The organism is Streptomyces sp. NBC_01298, assembly GCF_035978755.1.
In the GTDB taxonomy this organism is placed as follows: domain Bacteria; phylum Actinomycetota; class Actinomycetes; order Streptomycetales; family Streptomycetaceae; genus Streptomyces.
Map to the genome: position 1 here is coordinate 4,627,434 of NZ_CP108414.1, position 21,817 is coordinate 4,649,250.

General features: G+C 72.6%; 13 protein-coding genes. 6 read left to right on the forward strand and 7 right to left on the reverse strand.

Annotated features, from left to right (window positions below):
- Nucleotides 1–16: 16 nt before the first annotated feature.
- The 6 genes from OG730_RS20935 to OG730_RS20960 form a co-directional block, all read right to left on the reverse strand.
- Nucleotides 17–5,380: a type I polyketide synthase gene (locus OG730_RS20935; protein ID WP_327305677.1), complete on the reverse strand. Its 5,364-nt coding sequence runs from the start codon at nucleotides 5,378–5,380 to the stop codon at nucleotides 17–19.
- Nucleotides 5,377–9,195, reverse strand: coding sequence for an AMP-binding protein (locus OG730_RS20940; protein WP_327305678.1), 3,819 nt, complete (start codon nucleotides 9,193–9,195; stop codon nucleotides 5,377–5,379). Before OG730_RS20940 ends, OG730_RS20935 begins: the two co-directional genes overlap by 4 nt.
- Before the next feature lie 110 nt (nucleotides 9,196–9,305).
- Nucleotides 9,306–10,088 carry an ABC transporter permease gene (locus OG730_RS20945; protein WP_327305679.1) on the reverse strand — a complete coding sequence of 261 codons (783 nt, stop codon included), beginning with the start codon at nucleotides 10,086–10,088 and terminating at the stop codon, nucleotides 9,306–9,308.
- A complete protein-coding gene (locus OG730_RS20950; RefSeq protein ID WP_327305680.1) occupies nucleotides 10,075–10,857 on the reverse strand; it encodes an ABC transporter permease in 783 nt (260 codons plus the stop codon). The genes OG730_RS20945 and OG730_RS20950 overlap by 14 nt, the downstream gene beginning before the upstream one ends.
- Entirely contained in the window at nucleotides 10,850–11,818 is a 969-nt protein-coding gene (locus tag OG730_RS20955; protein WP_327305681.1) for an ABC transporter ATP-binding protein, read from the reverse strand. The genes OG730_RS20950 and OG730_RS20955 overlap by 8 nt, the downstream gene beginning before the upstream one ends.
- A gap of 18 nt (nucleotides 11,819–11,836) precedes the next feature.
- Nucleotides 11,837–13,933 (reverse strand): PhoX family protein, encoded by a 2,097-nt coding sequence (locus OG730_RS20960; RefSeq protein ID WP_327305682.1) that lies wholly within the window; start codon nucleotides 13,931–13,933, stop codon nucleotides 11,837–11,839.
- A gap of 203 nt (nucleotides 13,934–14,136) precedes the next feature.
- Here OG730_RS20960 and OG730_RS20965 point away from each other — a divergent pair, with 203 nt between their 5' ends.
- Genes OG730_RS20965 through OG730_RS20980 form a run of 4 tightly spaced genes read left to right on the forward strand, consistent with a single transcriptional unit; the run spans nucleotide 14,137 to nucleotide 18,706 of the window.
- Entirely contained in the window at nucleotides 14,137–14,556 is a 420-nt protein-coding gene (locus OG730_RS20965) for a phosphopantetheine-binding protein (protein WP_327305683.1), read from the forward strand.
- An 8-nt stretch (nucleotides 14,557–14,564) separates the two neighbouring features.
- The gene (locus OG730_RS20970; RefSeq protein ID WP_327305684.1) at nucleotides 14,565–17,234 is read left to right on the forward strand and encodes a non-ribosomal peptide synthetase; all 2,670 of its coding nucleotides are present in this window, start codon (nucleotides 14,565–14,567) and stop codon (nucleotides 17,232–17,234) included.
- 7 nt (nucleotides 17,235–17,241) lie between these two features.
- Nucleotides 17,242–18,261 (forward strand): thioesterase domain-containing protein, encoded by a 1,020-nt coding sequence (locus OG730_RS20975; RefSeq protein WP_327305685.1) that lies wholly within the window; start codon nucleotides 17,242–17,244, stop codon nucleotides 18,259–18,261.
- A gap of 7 nt (nucleotides 18,262–18,268) precedes the next feature.
- Nucleotides 18,269–18,706, forward strand: a complete 438-nt coding sequence (locus OG730_RS20980) for an FAS1-like dehydratase domain-containing protein (RefSeq protein ID WP_327305686.1) — start codon at nucleotides 18,269–18,271, stop codon at nucleotides 18,704–18,706.
- A gap of 58 nt (nucleotides 18,707–18,764) precedes the next feature.
- On the opposite strand, the gene OG730_RS20985 is transcribed toward OG730_RS20980, so the two are convergent.
- Nucleotides 18,765–19,766 (reverse strand): Gfo/Idh/MocA family protein, encoded by a 1,002-nt coding sequence (locus OG730_RS20985; RefSeq protein ID WP_327305687.1) that lies wholly within the window; start codon nucleotides 19,764–19,766, stop codon nucleotides 18,765–18,767.
- A gap of 141 nt (nucleotides 19,767–19,907) precedes the next feature.
- Between OG730_RS20985 and OG730_RS20990 the strand changes: the two genes are divergently transcribed.
- Together OG730_RS20990 and OG730_RS20995 are read left to right on the forward strand one after the other, a co-directional pair.
- Nucleotides 19,908–20,708 carry a class I fructose-bisphosphate aldolase gene (locus tag OG730_RS20990; RefSeq protein WP_327305688.1) on the forward strand — a complete coding sequence of 267 codons (801 nt, stop codon included), beginning with the start codon at nucleotides 19,908–19,910 and terminating at the stop codon, nucleotides 20,706–20,708.
- Nucleotides 20,701–21,816, forward strand: coding sequence for a 3-dehydroquinate synthase II domain-containing protein (locus tag OG730_RS20995; RefSeq protein ID WP_327305689.1), 1,116 nt, complete (start codon nucleotides 20,701–20,703; stop codon nucleotides 21,814–21,816). The genes OG730_RS20990 and OG730_RS20995 overlap by 8 nt, the downstream gene beginning before the upstream one ends.
- The last annotated feature ends 1 nt before the right edge of the window (nucleotide 21,817 follow it).

Below are 21,817 nucleotides of genomic sequence, written 5' to 3' on the forward strand. Positions count from 1 at the left end.
GACAAGTCGGCTCGCGTCAGCGCGCCCCGAGCCGACGCAGTTCCTCCGCCAGCGTGCGCGGCGTCGGGAAGTCGAACATCGCCGCGATGCTCAGGTCGATACCGAATTCCGCCCGCAGGTGCGACATCAGTTCCACGGCCGTGAGCGAGTTTCCGCCGAGCTCGAAGAAGTCGTCGTCCGGAGCGATGTTCCGGATGCCGAGCATGGCCGACCACAGGGCGGCCACCTGGTCGTCGACGCTCGCTGCGCCGGCAGCGGTCGCGGACGGAGCCGCGGTCGCGGACGGGGCCGCTGCGGGACCGGGATCCGAGGCAGGCACGGGAGCTTCACTTCCGCTCGCCGTCGCCACCGCGACCCGCTCGACCACGGGCGACACGGCCGCGTCCCCGAGGGGCAGGGGCTCCTCCTCCCGGAACGGCCGCACGGCCACCTGCCGCGGGGTGTGCCCGCCCAGCAGTTCGAAGAGCAGATCGAGACCCGTCCGCGGGGGGATGCCCTCCGGACGCGGACCGGCCGGTGCAGCCGCTTCCTGCGTGTCGGATCCGCCCAGTACGTCTCCGGTGATCCTGCGCATCATGAACCCGGTGATCTCGGCCACGACGCGGCCGTCCGGCGCGATCAGTTCGATGTCCGCCGCGATCGTGTCCCGCGCCGCGTTCTTGCGGCGCACCTTGCTGAACAGCTTCGACGGCAGCGCCTCGTGGACGATCAGCTCGCGGTAGAGGAACGGCAGGTGCGGGTCCTCGCGCTCGATGTCGCGGGCATAGGCGGTAGCGGCGTCCAGCAGCGTCGGGTGCACGGCGTGCTGCCCCGCCTCGTCCGCGAACTCCTCCGGCAGGGCCAGCGCGACCACGCGCAGCTCCCGGTCGGCGGAGGTGGTGCGGACCTCCTCGACGGTGTGCCAGCGGGGCCCCAGAGCGAAGGCCAGCCGGCCGGACTTCAACGCGGACGGACTGCTGTCCGGTACGGAGGCCAGCAGCGCCTCCAGGTCCACACGGCGTCGTTCGGTGGCGGACGGGCCGATCCGCCCGGTCACGTGCGTCAACACCGCGCCCGCCCCTCCCACCGGCGTCGACGTGATGGTGAACGCGTGCCCGCCCGCCGGGTCCGACACGAATGCGATCTCCAGGCGGCGGGCGGCCGGGACGGCGAGCGGACGGCGGAAGACGGCGTCCGAGACGCGTACGGAACCCTCGGCGACGCCCAGCACCTCGGAGCGGTAGGCCCCGATGGCCAGGTCCAGGTACGCCGTGCCCGGCATGACGGGGGTGCCGTCCATCCGGTGCTCGTCCAAGACGGGGAAGGCCTCGGCGCTGACGTCGACCGACCAGTGGACGTGCCCCTTCTCCGCGAGCAGGCGCCGCTCGTCGTCGGCCAGGCCCTCGACGGCCATGCCCACGTCGGTCCACGACGGCCAGTTGATGCTCAGCAGCCGGTCGGCGTTGATCCGGGCGGAGCGGATCCAGGCGTCGAGGAAGGCGTTGCCCGCCGCGTAGTCGGCGCTGCCCACGAGTCCGTCGAGCGCGGCGCGGCTGGAGAAGCCGACGAAGAAGTCGAGAGTGCGACGACCCTCGAAAACCTCGCACAGCGCGAGGGTGCCGGCCACCTTGGGGGCCAGCGTGCGCTGTGCGCGGGCCCGGTCGGAGAACTGGACCATGGCGTCACCGGCGATCCCGGCCAGGTGGAACACGCCGTGCACCGGGCCGTGTTCCGCGGCCACCTCGTCCACTACCGCCGTCAGCGCGGCGGTGTCCGTCACGTCACAGGACCGTGAGCGGACCACGGCGCCGAACTGCTCCAGTTCCTCCCGGTCGGCCTGGGCGAGCACACCGCCCCGGCCGATCAGCACCAGGCGCGGGCACAGCCCGCTGCGCGCCAGCCCCTTCGCGACGGACAGACCGAGGCCGCCGAGCCCACCGGTGATCAGGTAGACACCGCCCCGGCGAAGCGGATTCGCCTCAACGGGCTCGGGGCTGTAGCCGGTCTCCACCGGAAGCCAGCGGCGGTCCCCCCGCAGGGCGACCAGTCCGCTGTCGCGCCAGCGTCGCAGCTCCTGGACGGTCTCGTCCTCTCCCGCCCCGGTGCCGAGGTCGATCAGGCGCGCGGCCACCCGCGGGTGCTCCTTGGCCAGGGTGCGCACCAGGCCCGTCAGCATGGCGTGCGCGGCCTCGACGAGCTCGTCGCCGGCGACGTCCACGGACCGCTCGGTGACGACCATGAGCGCGGGCTGGACGGAGCCGCCCAGTGCCCGGACGGCCTGCCGGACGAGCTCGGTGACGGTGTGGAAACCGAGTTCGAGGGCCTGCTCCACGTCGACGGCCGAGGGGGCGGCCGAGGTGGCGGCGCCCAGCGTCCAGCCGTGCACGACCAGTTCCGGCACGGTCTGCCGATCGGCCAGCGTGCCGAACAGGGACCGCAGGTCCTCGGCGTGTGCCGGGCGGACGGTGAACCCGCCGGGCACCTCGCCGAAGCCCTCCCCGGCCCAGACCGGGACGACGCGCAGTCCCGCCCGGCTCAGACGGGCGAGCAGGTTGACCGAGGCGGTGCGGTCGGCGGGCAGCAGGGCGACGGCGTGGGCGCCCCCGCGGGGCCCCCGCGCCGGTTCCGGCCGGGCGGCCGTCGGCGGCTCCTCGGTCCACCGCCCGATCGAGAAGGGGCTGACGACCTGCGGCTCGGCCGGCCCGGCCGGGAGAGCGGCCGTCACGCCGGCCGTCACGCCGGCGCTCGGCCGGACGGCGTCCGGCTCCGCCCAGTAACGCTCGCGCTGGTACGGGTAACCGGGCACCTCGGTGCGCAGCCACGGTGCTCCGCCGCTCACCACGTCCCAGGCGAGGTCGTTTCCGTCGGTCCACACGGTGGCCAATGCGTTCAGGACCGACCGGCGGTCGCCCGGGGACTGCACGCGCCGCTGCGGCAGGGTGGCGGCGAGGACGTGGCCGCCGTCCTGCACCGCGGGGTGGCGCCTGGCGAGGGCGGTGAGCGTGCGGCCGGGTCCCACTTCGAGCAGCAGCCGGTCCTGTTCGGCGAGCAGGGTGTCGAGAGCGGCACCGAAGTGGACGGGAGCGGTGAGCTGGCCGGACCAGAAGGCGGGATCGGTGGCCTGGGCGTCCGTCATCAGGACGCCGGTGGCGGCGGAATAGACCGGGATCACCGGCGGTCGCAGCTCGATCTGTGCCACGGCGCGGTGGTACGCGTCGGCGGCCCCGGCCATGCCGGGGCTGTGGAAGGCGTGTGAGGTGTTGATCCGGCGGGAGACCAGGCCGGCCTCGCGCGCGGCCGCCGCGAAGGCGTGCAGGTCCTCCGTGCCGCCGGCCACCACGACCTGTTCGGGGCCGTTGACGACGGCGATCGTGACGCCGTCGGTCATCAGCGGCCGCACCTGGTCGGTGGAGGCGGCCACGGCGAGCATGGCGCCCTCGGGCTGCGCCTCCATGGCGCGGGCCCGGACGGCCACCGCGCGGACGGCGTCGGGCAGGGTCAGCACCTGGGCGACGGCCGCCGCGGTCACCTCGCCGATGCTGTGGCCGAGCAGCGCCGTGGGGCGCACGCCCCAGGACATCCACATCTGGGCGAGGGCGTACTCGACGGCGAACAGCAGCGGCTGGGCCTTGAGGGTGCTCTGCAGGTCGCCGTCCCGGGCCGCCTCGAGCCACCACTGCCGTAGGGGCAGGCCCTCGGCCTGGAAGCAGTTCAGCACCTCGTCGAACGGGGCGGCGAAGGCCGGCTCGTGGTCGTAGAGGTCGTGGGCCATGCCCGCATGCTGACTGCCCTGACCGGGGAAGAGGAAGGCGATCCCGCCCGGCCGGTCGCGGGAGGTGCCAAGGACCGCGGCGGACCGGGGGTCGGTGAGGACGGCCACCGCCTCTGCGGCGCTGGCGGCCACCGTGGCACCGCGGACCGGGTGGGCCGTCCGGCCGCGCTGGAGGGTGTCGACGCCGGCTGCGAACGAGCCCTCGCCGACGGCTGCGAAGTGATCCGCCAGGCGTTCCCGGTAGGTGTCGGCCGCCTGCGGGCTGCGGGCCGACCACACCACCAGGCGGGGACTGTCGTCGTGCCTCGGCAGCGGGCGCGGCGGCGCCTCCTCCAGTACGGCGTGGACGTTGGTACCGCCGATGCCGAGCGAGCCGACGCCGGCGAAGCGCGGCTTCCCGGGCGTGCTCGGCCAGTCCTGGGCCTCGACGGGAAGCCGGAAGGGGGAACCGTCCAGCTCCAGCTTGGGATTGGGCCGGTCGAGGTTGACGTTGCCCGGAATGCGCTCGTTGACCAGCGAGAGCACCACCTTGATCAGGGAGGTGACACCGGCGGCGTGACCGAGGTGTCCCACGTTCCCCTTGACGGAGGTCAGGGCGCAGCCGCCCGGCTCCAGATCGTCGGAGAACATCCGGAACGCCTTGTTGAGGGCGGCGACTTCGATCGGGTCCCCGAGTACGGTGCCGGTGCCGTGGCTCTCGACCAGGGAGATGTCGCCCGCGGCGATACCGGCCATGCTGATCGCCTCGGCCACGACGGCGACCTGTCCCGTCACGCTGGGCGCGGTGTAGCCGACCTTGTCGGCGCCGTCGTTGTTGACGGCAGTGGAACGCAGCACCGCCAGGACGTGGTCGCCGTCGGCCAGCGCGTCGGAGAGCCGGCGCAGGACCACCACTCCGGCACCGCTGCCGAAGACGGTCCCGGAGGCGTCGGCGTCGAACGGACGGCAGCGTCCGTCCTTGGTGAGCGGTCCGCCCTCGGCCCAGTAGTGGCCGTGACCGAGGGGGAGTTCCACGTCCGCGCCGCCGGCCAGCGCGAGTTCGCACTCACCCGCGCGGAGGGACTGGGCGGCGAGGTGCACGGCGACGAGGGAACTGGAGCAGGCCGTCTGCACGGTCATGCTCGGACCGTGCAGGCCGAGCTTGTACGAGACGAGGGTGGCGGCGGAGTCGGCGTTGTTGAGGGCACCGCGGGACATGCCCGTGGTGCTGCGCGCCCGCCCGCCGTCCGTGTCCGCCAGCCGCCCCTGATAGGTGTTGGTTCCGACCGAGCCGAAGACGCCCACGTCGGGCAGCGAGCCGGGAACGTGTCCGGCGTTCTCCAGGGCCGCGTGCGCCGTCTCCAGGAACAGCCTGATCTGCGGGTCGGAGATCTCGGCGTCCCGCGGGGTGAAGCCGAAGAACCCGGCGTCGAAACGGTCGAGATCGGCGGCCTGGGCGACCACCTTGACGTAGCCGGGATCGGTCAGCGCGGCCTCGGTCACACCGTTGGCGCGCAGCGTGTCGTCGTCGAGCGATTCGACGGAGTCGGTCCCCGCCATGAGGTTGCGCCAGAACTCGTCGGCGCTCCGTGCTCCGGGGAACCGGCCGGCGAGGCCGATGATGGCTATGGGCTCGGGCAGTTCGTTCATGAGTTTTCCCCAGTGTCCTGGTAAAGGTGTCGTCGGATGTCGAGTCGGCGCCGGGCCGCGGACCCGGCCCCGGACAGGGACGTCGCGGAGTGGGCAGGGCCCGGAACGCGGACCGCGGTACGGGCCGTACCGCGGTCCGCGCCCCCGGAGCGGCCGTCGGCGGGAGCGTCGAGCACTGCGGCGAGGCGGCCCAGAGTGGGATGGGCGAACAGCTCGGTCACCGGCACATCGAGTCCCAGCCGCTCCCGCAGCAGCCCGTGCAGCCGTACGAGCCCGATCGAGGTCAGCCCGGCGTCGAAGAAGTTCTCGTCGGGGCCCAGGTCCCGGCCGAGCACCTCCCGGGCGAGCGCCGCGAGGCGCCCGCCGCCACCGTGCTCGCCGCCACCGGGCCCGGTGGCGGCGAGCACGGTGGCGGCGGTGGTGACGTGCAGGACGGTGCTGCCGACGGCGGAGACCTTGTGGTTGTGGTCCATGCCGAGCCGGTCCACCACGCGTACGACGGCCGGGACGGCGTGGGCGGGCAGCAGACGGCGCAGGTAGGCGCGCAGCCGGCCGGGGTCGGGGAGGGCGGCGCCGTCCGGCACCACGTGGAGGGTCAGCGCACCGCCGACGGCGTTGGCCTCGAAGGTGGCCAACGCGCGGGCGACGGAGTCGTGGCTCAGGGCGGCGGCCTCGATCTCTTCCGGGGCCACCCGGAAGCCGTCGACGAGGAACTGCCGGTCCGCGCGGCCTTCGATGTGCACCCTGCCCGCCGGATCGCGTCGGCCCAGGTCACCGGTTCGGAACCGGCGGACGCCGGCTCCCGCCCCGGCCGTGAACGCGTCGCCGCGCTCGCCGTCGTCCACGTACCCCAGGGCCACCCTCGGCCCCTCGACCACGACGCTGCCCCGGCGCCCCGGTTCCACCGGGCGCCCCGCCTCGTCGAGGACGATGAGCCGGTTGCCGCCGAATCCGTCGCCCACGGGGAGCGCGGCGGTGTCGGGCAGGGCCGGATCGGGGTCCTGGCCGGGCTCGGCGACGGTGGCGATGGAAGCGATCTGCGGCGTCTCCGTGGCGCCGTAGGCGTTGACGATCCGGGCGCCGGTGAGGCGGCGGAGACGGCGTACGAGCCCCGCCGTCAGGGGGGCGCCGCCACAGACCACCAGCCGCAGCTCGTCGAGCCGGGCCGCCGGGCCGCCGAACGCGGTGACGAGTTCGAGGAGTGCCGGGGTGGCGTGCAGGATCGTGATCCGGCTCTCGCCCAGGAAGCGGACGAGCCGGTCGGGCGACCGGAACACGTCATCGGGCGGCACCACGAGCGTGCCGCCCGCGCGCAGCGGTACGAACAGGTCGCGCAGCAGGGGGTCGTGGCCCGGCCCGGCCAGCAGCGCGACCCGGTCGTCGGTTCCCGGCGCGAACTCCTCCGCGTACCGGTCGAGGGAGGCTTCGAGAACTCTGCGGCCGGCCACCACGGCAGCCGGACGCCCACTGGTACCCGAGGTGAACAGGATGTGGCTCGCGTCGGGCAGCCGCCGCCCCGGCATCGGGCCGGCCACGGTACGGGGGGCCGCCTCGGCCGTGGCACTGTCCAGGAGCAGGCAGGGCCGGACCAGGTCCCTCTGTTCGCTCAGCCGGGCGGCGGGCAGAGCGGCGTCCGACAGGGCGGGTACGGCGCCTGCCGCCCAGGTCGCCAGCAGGGCGACGGGCAGCCCGGGCGTGCGGCGCGAGGCCACGTCCACCACGGCGCCGTCGGCGGCTCCGGCCGACACCAGCCGGGCCGTGAGGGCGTCGACCCGGTCGACGAGTTCCCGGTAGGTCATGATCGGCGCGCCGTCCTGCTCCACGGCCACGGCGTCGGGTGTGTCGGCCGCCCTGGCCCGGACACTGTCCACCAGCGGCCGTGCGTCCGGGTGCGCGGGGAGCGCGGGGACCGGCTCCGGGCGGGGCGCGAGCAGTCCGGGAGCCGTGTCCGGCTCCTGTAGCAGACGTGTCAGCACGTGTCCGACCTGGTCGAGGACCTCACGGGCGACGTCCCCTGCCACCCGGTCGGTGGCGTGGACGAGCTCCAGGCGGTAGCCGTCCTGCTGGCGCAGGTAGAAGTTCAGGTCGAACAGGGCCGCATGGCCGGGCGGCTGATGGTGCGTGGCCTCCAGAGCCCCGAAGCGCGGGGGCGGCGGCGTGCGGGTGACGTCGTTGACCCAGACGTGGAAGAGGGGGTTTCGCGTGGGGTCGCCGGTCAGGCCCAGGGCATCCACCAGGACGTCGAAGGGCGGCGCCCCGTGTTCGTAGGCCTCCAGGTGACGCTCCGCCGCGTGCCGCAGCAGAGCGCCGGCGTCCGTCTGGGCGCCCACGTCGAGCCGGACGGGCAGCGTGGTGAGCAGGAACCCGAACAGGTCCTCGTCCCGGTGGCCGCGGCGCACCGAGGCCGGCATGCCGAGGACGACGCTCTCGCGGGAGGTCCAGACCGACAGGACCAGCCCCACACAGGCCAGCAGGAGGGTGGCCGGGGTGGCGCGGTGCGTGCGCAGCAGGGCGTCGATCCGCTCGGAGGCCCGGGCGTCGAAGTGGAGGCTGGTGCCGGAACCGGTGGAGTCGGGGACGGCGGAGGGCCGGGGGGCGAAGGGCAGCCCGCTCTGCGCGGGCACCCCGTCCAGGCGGCGCCGCCAGAACTCCAGGTCCTCCGGCCAGCCGCGGCCGGCGTCGGGGTCGGTGACGGCGCGGCGCGCGTGGTCGGCGAAGCGGGGGGCCTGGCCCGGTGGGGCGGTACCGGTATAGGCGGCTGCCAGACCGGCGAACATCAGGTCGAGGCTGTGCTGGTCACAGACCATGTGGTGGACGGAGAGCACCAGATAGACGGCGTCACTGTCGGTGCACTCCAGCAGCCCGGCCCGGAACAGCGGCGCCCGGTCCAGGAGAATGGTCTGACGCGCGATGCTCCGTACGAACGCGTCCGCATCGGCCTCGGGGCCGGTCGCGGTCTGCCACACGGGGGTGACGGGCCGGTCGTACACCAGATGGGCCTCGCCGTCGGCCGGGCCGCCGACCTCGGCACGCAGCAGGTCGTGACGCCGGACCACCGTGGCGAGGGCAGCGTCCAACCGGGCACGGTCGGGCCGCCCGGCCAGGCGCAGGGATCCGACCACGTTGTAGGCGGCGGGGTTCGGCATCACGTGGCTGAGCAGGTGCAGCCGCCGCTGCGCCGGGGTCAGGGGGCCGGTGCCGGGGGCGCGATTCCCGTCCGGGCCGGCCGCGAGGTCCGGATCCAGCGCAGGTTCCGGTTCCCCAGGGCGGGCGGTGCGGGGCGCATCGGCCACGTACGTCTCCAGCTGATCGAGGGAGACGTTCTCGGACAGCAGCATCCGGAGCGGGACGTCGACGCCCAGGTCCTCGGCGATCCTGGCAATCAGGCGTACGGCGAGCAGCGAGTGCCCGCCGAGGTTCAGGAAGCCGTGCCCGCTGTCCGACCGGTCGGCGTCACGGCCGAGTTCGCCCCACCACACCCCGGCGAGCGGGGTGTCCGCGGACAGGGCCGACGGGGTGCCCGGGGCGCGCTGCCACCACGCGGCGAGCGAGCGGACGAGCTCCTGTCGGTCGACTCCGTCCGGTGTCCGCGGCAGTTCGGGCAGCCAGCGGAACCCGTGGGGGTGCTCCGCCGCGGGCAGGTGGTCGGCCAGATGGTCGCGCAGCTCGGCGAGCGGCACGGTCGGGCCGGCGGCCACGAGCGCGGCGACGGTTTCCGGCGCACCGCCGGAACGGGCCGGCACGGTGACCACAGCGGCATGGTCGACGCTCGGGTGGGCGGCGAGCACAGCCTCAAGCCGCGAGGTGTTCTCCACGCTTCCTCCGTAGGAAGTCTCGGGGTGGGCAAGCCGGGGCGAGGGGACGGGTGGGGCGGACCGGGCGCGACCGGGTCGGGCGGCCCGGGCACACCGGGGCGGTCTGACTGTCAGGCGAAGTCGTCACCGCCGCCGGCCCGGGCCCGGCGCACCTGCAGGACGACGACCAGCCAGGCCAGTAGCAGCCAGCCGACGCCGACCGCCACCTCGGCGAGCAGGTGACCGGCCCAGGGTTCCCCGGCCATGCCGCTCCGGATGGCGAGCAGCCCGTTGCGCACGGGCAGGACGGTGCCGAGCGCGTCGACCCAGGACAGGCGGCCGGACGGGAGCAGCACCCCGCTGGCGAGGAGCACGAGGTAGGCGAGCAGGTTGCCCGCGAGGCCGTCGGCGCGCCGTCCGACGGCCAGGGCGGCGCCGGCCAGCCCGGCCGCGCTGGTCGTCCACGCCATCAGGAGGTAGACCGGCAGCCAGGGCACTAGCGCGGGCAGGGTGCCGGTGAGCCCGGTCAGGGGTGCCACGACGACCATGGCGGCGACGCAGTAGAGGAGTCCGAGCCCGGTGTAGGGCAGGGAGCGCACGAGGAAGACGTGGAAGACCGGGAGCCGTCCGCTGCGGATCCGGTAGAAGGTGCCGGACCATTTGTCGAGCATGGGGACGTCCATCACCGCCACCGCTCCCGACAGGGTCAGGATGACGGCGAGGGAGCCGGTGAACGCGAAGGCCGGATCGACGAGGCCCATGACCATGCCCAGCACGGTGAAGAACAAGCACTGCAGCACGGCGCGCGGGAGCAGGGCCGTCAACACGATGACGGGCGGGTTCTCCACCCGGAACTCCCACCAGCCGAAGCGTGCCACCACGGAGAACCGCCACAGCGTCTCAGACCAGTTCAAGGGTCCCCTCCTTGCGTGCGCGGTCCACGACCCGGACGAACGAGGCGATGGCCAGGGCGAAGTAGCCGGCGGTCAGCGCGGTGAGCATGCCGAGCGCACCGAGGTCAACGTGCCCGGCGGCCGTGTCGGCCAGGAATTCCTGCGCCCAGCGCAGGCTGATCAGCGTGGAGATCCAGCTGACGGAGGCAGGGAGCAGGTCGGAGGGGACGAGGAGACCGCCCAGCAGGAACACCGGGTACATGAGGGCCGCGGACACCTGGAACCCGTACTGGGTGAGCAGCAGCACGCAGGCCAGCAGCATGCCGAGCGCTGCCCCGGAGACGACGGTGACGGCACTGCCGAGAAGCAGCCACCCCGGATGGGCGAGAGTGATCCGCACACCCGTGAGGAGGACGGTCACGGTCACGGACGCGGCGATGACGGCGACTCCCCGCAGGGTGGCGCCGAGGCATTTGCCGAGGAGGACCAAGAAGCCCGGACGCACGCTGGTGACGCTGGCAGCGAGCGTGCCGTAGTGGAGTTCGAGGCGGAGGATGCCCCCGGCCACCCAGACGGTGCTGGCCCACAGTGAGGTGAGGAGCACGCCGATCGTCCACCGGGTCACGGTCTCGGCCGGCTGATCGGACCGTGAGCCGACGGTGACCAGGATGAGCACGACGGGCTGGACCACGCCGATGACGAGGCCGAGGTGGTTGCCGCTCATCTCCCGGATCTGCATCCGGGCACAGGTCCACAGGACCCAGGCGGTGCCCGCGATCCGGCTAGCCATGGCGCGTTCCTCCGAGTTCGAACCGGGCGTAGGCGTCCTCCAGGCGCAGCGGTGCCACGTCCATGCCGAGGATCTCGCTGCTGTCGACCAGACCGCTGAGCCGGCCGAGCGCCTCGGCGCCCCAGTCGCGGACCCTGAGCCGGGCGGTCCAGACGGGCCCGTCGGTGGTGACCTCGTCGACGACGAGGCAGTCCTCGTCGCCGGCGAGCGCGTCGCGGACGGGCGCGGGGCCCCGGCCGCGGACCGTGACGGTGGCGGTGTATCCGGCGGTCTTCGCGAATTCGGGGACGGTCATCGAGTCGATGACCCGGCCGCCGTCGAGGAGGACCACTCGTCCGGCGAGCCGCTCGATGTCAAGCAGGTAGTGGCTGGTGAGGAGGACGGACACGCCCTCGTCGCGCAGCCCGGCGACGACGGTGCGGACCCGCTCGGCCTCGACCGGGTCGAGACCGACCGTGGGCTCGTCGAGCAGCAGCAGCCGGGGCCGTGCCACCAGACCGATGGCCAGGTGCAGGCGCTGCTTCATGCCCTTGGAGTACGTCTGCACGGGCCGGTCGGCGGCGTCCGTCAGGCCCGCCTCGGCCAGCGCCTCGTCCACCCGTGCGCCGAGTCCGCGACGGCCGTGGCCGCCGAGCATGGTGAAGAACACGAGGTTCTCCCGCCCGGTGAGCCGCCGGTAGAGGCCCCGGTCACCGCCGAAGACGGCGACGGTGCTGCGCCGGGCGGCGTTCACGTCCCGGACGACGTCGTGGCCGAAGACCCGGACGGTGCCGCTGGTGGGCAGCAGGAGCGTGCTGATGATCTGGGTGAGGGTGGTCTTGCCGGCGCCGTTGCCGCCGAGCAGACCGACCACTTCGCCCTCGTCGATGTGGAAGGAGACCTCACTCAGCGCGGTGACCTCCTTGCCCTTGTCGCGGAACACCCTGCCCAGGTTGTCGATCTCCACGGTGGGTCGGGACATGTCGATACCTCCCTGTGCTCAGCGCCCGGCCGGACGGCCGTCGGTGCGCCAGGCGCAGATGACGGAGGGGCGCGGCACCCCGCCGTCCGGCCACGTGGAGGCGGGCTTCTCGTAGCTGGAGCCGCCGACCTCGCCGGGGTGCTGAATGGCGGCGAAGACGGTGCGGCCGTCGGCCGTGATGTACGGGCCGCACACCTCGGCGCCCACCGGGGCGCTGAGGAACCGGCGCACCTGCCCGGCCTCGGAGCCCGACAGCGCGGTGGCGTACAGGCCGTCGTTGGCGTCCAGGGCATAGGCCGAGTCGGTGGCGATCCAGAGGTTGCCGGACCGGTCGAAGGTGAGGTTGTCCGGCGAGGAGATCGGCGAGACCCCGTTCTTGTCCCCGCCCATGAAGTACGTGGTGGGGTCGGCGGGGTCACCGCAGACGATCGGCAGGGTCCAGCCGAAGGTCTCGGCGCTGTGGTCCCCGCCGTCCTCGGTGATCTCCAGGATGTGGCCGTGCTTGTTGACGGTTCGGGGGTTGGCCTCGTCCACACCGGCATACCCGGCGGCTCCGCGGCGCGTGTTGTTGGTCATCGAGGCGTACACCTTGCCGGTGACCGGGCTCGTCTCGACGTCCTCGGGGCGGTCCATCTTGGTCGCCCCGGCGCGGTCGGCGGCGTCCCGGGTGTAGATCAGCACCTCTTCGAGGGTCATGCCGGAGACCATGGACCGGCCGTTGTGCACCAGTGGGATCCAACGGCCCCGACCGTCGAAGGAGCCGTCGGAGGGCAGGGTCCCGCTGCCGTCGATCTCGCTGGGACTGCTCGCCGAGACTTCGGCGACGTACAGGGAACCCGACTCCAGGAGCGTCCTGTTGTGCGCGCGGGCGCGGGCCGAGAGCCCGGGGTCGTACGTGCGGTCGGAAACGAACTTGTAGAGGTACTCGAACCGGTCGTCGTCGCCCATGTAGACGACGACGCGCCCGTCGGGGGCGACGGTGACGGTGGCGCCCTCGTGCTTGATGCGGCCCAGCGCGGTGTGCTTGCGCGGCGCGGCCGTGGGGTCGTACGGGTCGATCTCGACGATCCAGCCGAAGCGGTGCACCTCGTTGGGGTGCTTGGAGAGATCGAGGCGCTCGTCCACCCGGGACCAGCCTCGGGTGGTCATGGGCGACTTCACGTCCACGCCGTAGCGGGCCAGGCTGGGCTTGAGCTCCTCGGGGGCCTGGGCGCCGTTGCTGAAGCAGTAGTTGAAATTCTCCTCGCCCGACAACACGGTGCCCCACGGAGTGACGCCGCCGGCGCAGTTGGCGAGGGTTCCCCACACGGTACGTCCGCGGGGGTCCTCGGCGGTGCGCAGCAGCGGGTGCCCGGCGGCCGCACCGGTGACGGTGAAGCGTGTGGTGAAGCGGGTGACCCGGCGGTTGTGGCGGCGGGCGCCCTCGCGGACCAGACGCCAGCGGCCGGTCCCGCAGTCCCGCCGGATCTCCACGACGGACATGCCGGAGGCCTCGATGGTCGCCCGGACCTCGTCCTCGGACAGCGCGTCCAGACTGGTGAAGCCGGGGAACATCAGCTCGGGGTTGGTGTACTCGTGGTTGCACACCAGCAGGGCGCGGTCACCGCCGTCGTCGCCGGGCAGCGGGAGCACGGCGACGTAGTCGTTGTTGTAGCCGAAGGTCCGGGCCTGAGCGGTGGCGGTGAGCCGGGTCGGGTCGAGCGGCGGGCTGCCCGGGGTGACGGGGTCACCCCAGGAGACGACGACGGCGTGCTCGTAGCCTTCCGGAACCTTGACCGCGTCCTCACGGGTGGGGGCCACCGGCGTGAACGACGGAGCGCGGGTCCCCGCGCCGGAGGTACCCGCCCCCGCCACCGGGGTTGCCGCGCCGGCCCCGGTGGCGGCCGCGGCGGGACCGGCCGCGAGGCCGCCCGCGGTGACCCCGAGGACCAGGGCACCCGCGCCGCGCAGGGCACCGCGGCGGCTCACACCCTCGGCCACCAGGTCGCCGAAGTACGAGTTGCCCGACGTGTTGGGTGCGGGGTGGGCGCAGGCGTTGCCGCACCGGTACAGGCAGGTCATCGCGGAACGACCGCGGTGCACTCCGAGGAGCGGCAGGAAACGTGGTTCTGCCATGGCCAAGGCAGCTCTCCCTCAAGAGGCACAAAGGTGGGTGTCATCGGCGGACTGCGAGAAGGGCAGTACCGGCGGTCCCCATGGAAGGCCAGGCCACAGGGGTGGTCAACGAGGGCGGCAACTTGTGGCCACGGTCGCAGGGGGCTCCGAGCCCGGATCCACGATGGGCCAGATCACCCGTCCGCACGAAGAAGGAGGGTCCCGTGCCGGAAGCAGATCTGCGCGCTTACCTCGAACAGCATCTTCCGCATTACATGGTGCCTGCACTGTTCGTCGAACTCGACGAACTGCCCCTGACGCCGAACAAGAAGGTCGACATCAAGGCGCTCCCCGAGCCGCTGACGGGCGAGGCCGCGGCCGGCCCGGTGGTCGCGCCGCGCGACGAGCTCGAGCGTTCCGTGATCGCGGTCTGGAGTGAGGTGCTGGGCCGTGAGGGCATCGGGGCCAAGGACCACTTCTTCCGGCTGGGCGGGAACTCGTTCCACCTGGTGCGCGTGGTCGCCCGGCTGCGCGACATCCACGGCGTGGCCCTGTCGTCACGCGCCTTCTTCGAGCGGCCCACAGTCGAGGCGCTGGCCACCCAGGTAAGGGAAGCGCTGCACGCGGGAGAGGCCTCCCGATGACGTTTCCGATGAGCGCACAGCGCCGGTTGTCCCTCGGGCAGGAACGGATCTGGCTGATGGAACAGCTGAATCCGGGCACGAACGTGGACCACATCGTGGTCAGTTACGAGACACACGGCCCACTGGACGAGAAGGCTCTCAAGGGCGCCCTCGCCGCCCTGACCGACCGTCACGTTCCCCTGCGCAGCGCGGTGCGCGGTGTGAACGGGGTGCCGCACGCGGTGGTGCACGACGGATATGTCCCGGAGCTGGCCGTCCTGCCGGTCGCCTCGGCGCAGGAGGCGCTGGAGCACGCCGCGCAGGACGTGTGCCGGCCCTTCGACCTCGCGGAGCCGGGACTGCTGCGTTCCACCCTGTACGAGGTGACTCCCGAGCACCACCTGATCGTCATGACCCTGCACCACATCGTCGGCGACGGCTGGTCGGTGGGGGTCCTGACCCGGGAGCTGGGCGAGGCGTACGCGGCTCTCGCCGAGGGGCGAGACTGGGCCCCGGAAGCGCTGCCGACCGACTACAGCGCCTGGGTGGAGGACGAGGCCGCCACTGACTGGGATCCGTCGCTGGCCTACTGGCGCAAGGAGCTGCAGGACGCCCCACCGGTGCTCGGCATGCCCCTCGACCGGGCCCGCCCGCCCCGCCTGTCCTACCGCGCCCACCAGGCGGACGGCACACTGAGCAGCGCCGACAGGGCCGCGCTGGCTGCCTTCGCGCGGCAGCATCGGGTCTCCCCCACGATGGTGCTGCTGTCCGCGTGGGCGGCGGCCCTCTACCGGCACAGCGGGCAGACGGACCTGGTGGTGGGCATGCCGGTGTCGGGTCGGGACGCCCCGGAACTGGCCGGCATGATCGGCCTGTTCATGAACGCCCTGCCGATCCGGGTACGGCTGGAGCCGGGGATCTCCTTCGCCGACGTGCTGCGCCGGGTGCGCGGCACCGTCACCGAAGGCCTGCAGCACCGCAAGCTGCCGTTCGCCAAGCTCGTCGCCGCCCTGCAGCCCGAGCGAAACCCCACGTACGCCCCGGTCTTCCAGACGGTCTTCAACCACGGCTCCTCCGGGGACGGACTGGTACTGCCCGGCGTGCGCGTGGCACCGGTCCACGTCGGCGCGGTGACCTCGGCCGTCGACCTCGAACTGATCGTGGTCGACAGCGCCGACGGCGAGACCACCCGGCTCACGGCCATCTGCGCGGCCGACGTCTTCGCCCCGGAGACTGCCGATCTGCTGCTCCGCCACCTCCGCGAGCTGCTGCGGCACGCCCTCCGGGCACCCGAGACCTCCGTGGACCGGCTGGAACTGGCCGGAGACGAGGAGATGGAGCGGACGTCCGCCCTCTGCGCGCCCCCCGCCGTCGAGGTCACCGTGGCCGACGGGGTGCTCGAACTGTTCGAACAACAGGTCGCCGAGCACCCGGACACCGTTGCCGTGAGCGCGGCGGGTCGCGATCTGACGTACGCCGAGCTCGACCGGGCGGCCGTCCGGATGGCGTCGGCCATGGCCGACGAGGGAGTGGGCAGGGGCGACGTGGTGGCCCTGTACCTGGATCGCTCGGTGGACATGCTGGTGTCGATGCTCGCCGCCTGGAAGGCCGGCGCCGTCTACCTGCCCGTGGATCCCGGCTACCCCCGCAAGCGCGCGGAGTTCGTCCTCGCCGACTCGGGGGCCTCCCTGGTGGTCACCACGGAACAGGGTGCGGCGGACCTGCCGGACACGGACCTGCCGGTGGTGGTCGTCGAGGAGGCGCTGGCCGGGCCGTACGCACCTGCCACGGCACGGACGACGAGCGGGGAGGACCCCGCGTACCTGATCTACACCTCCGGTTCGACGGGTCTGCCGAAGGGCGTGCTCGTGCCGCACCGGGCCGTGGTCAACTTCCTCGCCTCGATGGCCGTCGAACCGGGCCTGGCCGGCGACGACATCGTGCTGGCGCTCACCAGTCCGTCGTTCGACATCGCGGTCCTGGAGCTCTTCCTGCCACTGACGGTGGGGGCCCGAGTGGTGATCGCAAGCTCTCAGGACGCCCGCGACCCCGAAGCGCTGGCGGCCCTGATCCGTGACCAGGGAGTCACCACCGTTCAGGCGACACCCATCACCTGGCAGCACCTGGTGCCAGAACTGACCGGCGGCCCCCGCCTTCGCCGGGCCCTGTGCGGCGGCGAGGCCGTGAGCCGGGACCTGGCCAACGGTCTGTGCGAGGTGGCCGACACCGTGTGGAACATGTACGGCCCCACGGAGACGACCGTGTGGTCCCTCTGTGCCCCGGTCACTCCCGGCGTGCCGGGCGAGTCCGTCCCGATCGGCCGGCCCATCGCCAACACCACGGCCTTCGTGATGGACGATGAGCTGCGCGCCCAACCGGCCGGGGTCGTCGGCGAACTGTGCATCGGCGGTCACGGGGTGGCCCTGGGCTACCTGGGCCGTACCGAGCTGACCGCCGAACGGTTTCCCGGCGGGCGGCTGTACCGGACCGGTGACCTGGTCCGGATGCTGCCGGACGGCGCCTTCGAGTTCCTGGGCCGCGCCGACGGCCAGGTCAAGGTGCGCGGTCACCGGATCGAACTGGAGGAGATCGGAGCGGTCCTGCGGCGTCATCCGCGGGTGAAGGACGCGGTCGTGGTGACCCGCCGTGACGCCACGGGCGGCCGGCAGCTGGTGGCCTACGTAGTCGAGGGGAAGTAGCAGCGGTATGACGTCAGCCTTCCGGCCCCGCAGCGGTGTCGAGGCCGAACTGGGTGAGATCTGGAGCGAACTGCTCGGACACTCCGACTTCGGCGTGCACGATAGTTTCTTCCGCGTCGGTGGGACCTCCTTCGCCGCCATCCGTCTCCTGGCCCGTCTCAACAGCGCCTTCGGGTACGACATCCCGCTGGCCGAGCTGGTCCGCAGCCCCACGGTGGCGGACCTGGCCATGCTGCTGCGGGGCAGCGCGACGCCCGGGCCGGCCGTGCTCGTCCCGATCGACGCCACGGGCGACCGTCCACCACTGTTCTGCCTGCACCCGATCGGCGGGAACGTGTCCCGCTACGTCGCCCTGGCCCAGGCCCTGGGCGACGAGCAGCCGGTGTACGGACTGCAGTCGATCGGGCTCGGCGACGGTTCATCGGCCGTGTCGGACATCGAGGAGATGGCGGCCTCCTACGTCGAGGAGATCATCCGGCTCCGGCCCGAGGGGCCGTACCAGCTGCTGGGCTACTCGATGGGCGGCATGCTCGCCCACACGTGCGCCCGCATGCTGTTCGAGCGAACCGGGGAGCAGCCCTTCCTCGCGGTCGTCGACACCGACGTACGGAACCTCGCCCGCCTCGACCCGTGGGACGAGGTGGTCCGGATCGTACTGAAGGCGGACCGCTCCGACGTGGACGGTTCGGTACTGCGCGGCGCGGACCGGGACACGGCGGTGCGCACCTTGCACGGCCTGTGCGTGGAGAGGAACATCCTCAGCGCCGGTTTCCCCGTGGAGCGCCTCGGCGACATCTTCGACACGATCTGGGCGAACCTCGAAGCCGTGCAGTCCTTCTCGCCCGTACCGTACCCGGGCGAGATGGTGCTCTTCTGCTGCGGAGAGGACTCTGACCTGGGCTGGACTCCGTACGCGGGGACGATCCGGACCCATGTCCTGGAGGGCGGCCACTTCGGGGTGATGGAACTCGAAGGAGCCGCCGCGCTCGCCGCCGCCCTGCGTGGACTGCTGGCCGGCCGGGAATGAGGGCACGGTGCTGAACCGGTCCTACGCGGGGCGTGCGATCCGGCCCCTCCACGTGCACCGCGTGACGGAGGCCGAGCTGGTCGCGTTCGCCGACTCGGTCGGGGAACGCCATCCCGCCTGCCGGTGCGCGGCGGCCGCGGCCCGGCTCGGCCATCCCGCGGTGCTCGCCGTGCCGACGTACACCGGTGTGCTGGCGCTACGGGCGGAACGGGTCCTCTTCGATGACCCGGCATTCGGCGCGGACCCCGTTTCGCTGCGCCACCGCGAGTCGCGGATCACCGCGCACAGGCCGGTGTACGCGGGGGACCTGCTCACGTGTTCCGTCCGGGTGTCCTCGATCGAACGAGTCGGAGCGAGCGATCTGCTGGTCACGGAGGTGACGGTACGGGCGGAGGCCACACCGGTGGCTCTGGTGCGCAACACCGTCGTGATGGCCGGCGCCTGACAGCCCGACGCCGCACGCGAGGAGGTCGCGTGCGGCGCGGGACGGCCTCAGTACGGCCTCAGTCGATCTCGTCCAGGGCGACGCGCCTGCCTTCGCGCAGCGAGACCTGCACGGCGGCCACCGCGCGCATCGCGTCCAGCGCGGCCTCCGGCGGACAAGGGTTCTCGCCGCTCCCCCGGCACAGACGGAGGAAGTCGGCCATCTCTGCCGCGTAGGCGGGCGCGAAGCGGTCCAGGAAGCCCCGGTAGCCGTCCGCCGGGGCCGGTGCCCGCTGCGCACCGTCCAGTAGGGCCAGCGGGGTGCGGTCCGTCAGCCCGGCGGCGGCGGAGCCCTTCGTACCGAGCAGCTCGACACGGTGGTCGTAGCCGTGCGGGTCGGTCCGGCTCGCGGTCAGCACTCCACGGGCCCCGTCCTCCAACGTGAGCAGCACGGTCAGCACGTCGTGGTCATGCAGCTCCGCATAGGGCCCCTCGGTGAGCACGGCTCCGTCCGCGTACACCTCGGTGATCCGCTGGCCGGCGAGCCACGGCACGGCGTCCAGGTCGTGCACGACGCAGTCGGCGGCCATCCCGCCCGAAACGGCTAGGTAGGAGGCGGGCGGCGGTTCCTTGTCGAAGGCGGTGGCCCGCACCATCAGTACGTCACCGAGGTCACCCGCGGCTACGGCCGCGCGCAGCCGGACGTAGCCGGGGTCGCGCCGCCGCTGGAAGCCGATCTGCACACGGGCGCCGGTGCGCCGTACCAGTGTCGTGACCCGGCGAGCCTCGGCGAGCGCGGTGGCGACCGGCTTCTCGCAGAAGACCGCGAGGCCGCGCTCGACCCCCTCGGCGATCAGGTCGGGATGCGTGTGCGAGGGAGTGGCGACCACCAGCCCGTCGCGGACCGCGAGCGCGTCCGCGACGCTGTGCGCCACCCGGGCTCCGATCCGGTCTGCGAGGTCCTTGGCGGCGCCCGTGTCGGGATCGTGGATCACCAGGTCGAGACCTGGATCGGCGGCCAGGAGGTTGGCGGCGTGCAGGGAGCCGATGCGCCCCGCACCCAGCACTGCGATCTGTGTCATCCCCAAAGCGTGCGCGGCCGCTCTGACGGCCCCCCGCGCCCTGGCAGCTAACTGCCAGCCCCGTTCGGCCGCCGTGTGACCAGGCCGAAGCTGTTGCTCCATTCAGCCAACGGCCGGGACAGATCTCGCAGGAGTATGGACATGATCGTCAGCGGAAAAGAGCGCAGGCTGCGTAGGCTGTTCTCTCCGTTCTCCGGGCGCAGCGTCATGCTGCCCATCGACCAGCCCGTGTCCCTCGGACCGATCCGGGGGATCACCGACCTTCACAAGGCGCTTCCGACGCTCCTGGCCGGGGAGCCGGACGCCGTCATCGCCCATCGGGGCGTTCTCCAGCGCATACCGGCCGAACTGGCCGTCCGCACGAGCCTGATCATGCATCTCTCCGCAGGCACCGACCTGTCCGGCCGCGGCTACGCCAAGACCCTGACCGGCACGGTCGACGAGGCGGTCCGGCTCGGTGCCGACGCGGTCTCCGTCCAGGTCACCTTCGGCACGGCCGAGGAGAAGGCGATGCTCACCGACCTGGCCACGATCGCCGGCCAGTGCTCGCAGTGGGACATACCCCTGCTGACGATGGTGTACGTACGCGGCGCGGACCCGGTGGCCGAACCGGGCAAGGTCGCACACGGCGCTCGGGTCGCCGCCGAACTCGGCGCCGACATCGTCAAGGTGCAGTACACCGGAAGCCGGGAGTCCTTCGAGTCCGTCGTCGACGGCTGCTTCGTCCCCGTGGTCGTCGCCGGTGGCGAGCGCGACGGCGACGAGGGCTCCTTGCGCAGCACCGTCACCGACGCCCTACGGGCCGGTGCCGCGGGTGTCTGCGTCGGCCGCAAGGTCTTCCAGCACGACGACCCACAGCGTGTGCTCACCGAGCTGCGGGCAACCGTCCACTCCGATTCCACCCTGCTCCCCTACTCCGAGGATGTATCGACCCATGTCTAATGCAGGCGGCGCCATTCCGATCTGGTGCGACCTCTCACACCTCGGCGAGTCCACGCACGACCGTCTCACCCACGTCCTCCAGACGCCTGCCGAGGGCGTGCTCCTGAGCCCCGGCCAGGTCCCGTCGGCCATGCTGCCGGAGCGGGTGCGCACCGCGGTACTCGTCCAGAACCCCGCCGAGCTGGAGGGGCTGGACGCCCAGCTCCCGCTGACCGTCATCTCCAGGGACCTCGACGCGCTGGGCCAACTGCCCGCGGCCTGGCAGCGCGGTCTGTGGATCGAGGTCGAAGACGCGGACAGCATGAACGCCGCGGTCGCCGCGCTGGGCCTGGTGGACGTGCTCGTCGTCAGCTTCTCCGCCGAGACCAACATCCCGCTCGAACTGATCATCGCCGAGGCGCAGCACCACAAGACCACGGTCGTCAAGCGAGTGCGGTCCCTGGGCGACGCCCTGGTGACCCGCGGTGTCCTCCAGCACGGCCCGGAGGCCATGCTGCTCCGCGTCGACTCCCCGGGGGACGTGGCCGCGCTCGGCAACGCCTTCGCCGCGTTCCATGCGGAGCAGGTGGACCTGGTGGCCGCCGAGGTCACCGACGTGCGCTCCATCGGCATGGGGGTGCGGGGCTGCGTGGACACGGCGGACCTCTTTGACCCGGACGAGGGCATGCTCGTCGGATCGACTTCCTCGGGCGGCCTGCTGGTCTGTGCCGAGGTGCACTACCTGCCTTACATGAACCTGCGTCCCTTCCGTGTCAACGCGGGCGCCTCGCACTCCTACCTGTGGACGCCCGCCGGCCGCACCGCCTACATCACGGACCTGCGCGCCGGCGAGCCGGTGCTCGCGGTCAACACCTCCGGCCGGGCTCGCCCGGTGGTGGTCGGCCGCGTCAAGAGCGAGATCCGACCGCTGCGTCTGATCGAGTGCCGGATCGGCGACTCCACGATCAACACCATCGTGCAGGACGACTGGCACGTGCGGCTCTTCGACGCCGACGGCAAGGTCCGCAACTGCACCACGATCATGCCGGGCGACCGGATGATGGCGGTCGCCGCCAAGCCGGGCCGCCACGTGGGCATCTCCGTTTCCGAAACGATCGTGGAGGTCTGAC

Coding starts and splice junctions, on each gene's coding strand:
- OG730_RS20935 (WP_327305677.1), bottom strand. CDS start 5,380: ATGAACGAACTGCCCGAGCCCATAGCCATCATCGGCCTCGCCGGCCGG.
- OG730_RS20950 (WP_327305680.1), bottom strand. CDS start 10,857: ATGGCTAGCCGGATCGCGGGCACCGCCTGGGTCCTGTGGACCTGTGCC.
- OG730_RS20955 (WP_327305681.1), bottom strand. CDS start 11,818: ATGTCCCGACCCACCGTGGAGATCGACAACCTGGGCAGGGTGTTCCGC.
- OG730_RS20960 (WP_327305682.1), bottom strand. CDS start 13,933: ATGGCAGAACCACGTTTCCTGCCGCTCCTCGGAGTGCACCGCGGTCGT.
- OG730_RS20970 (WP_327305684.1), top strand. CDS start 14,565: ATGAGCGCACAGCGCCGGTTGTCCCTCGGGCAGGAACGGATCTGGCTG.
- OG730_RS20975 (WP_327305685.1), top strand. CDS start 17,242: ATGACGTCAGCCTTCCGGCCCCGCAGCGGTGTCGAGGCCGAACTGGGT.
- OG730_RS20985 (WP_327305687.1), bottom strand. CDS start 19,766: ATGACACAGATCGCAGTGCTGGGTGCGGGGCGCATCGGCTCCCTGCAC.
- OG730_RS20990 (WP_327305688.1), top strand. CDS start 19,908: ATGATCGTCAGCGGAAAAGAGCGCAGGCTGCGTAGGCTGTTCTCTCCG.
- OG730_RS20995 (WP_327305689.1), top strand. CDS start 20,701: ATGTCTAATGCAGGCGGCGCCATTCCGATCTGGTGCGACCTCTCACAC.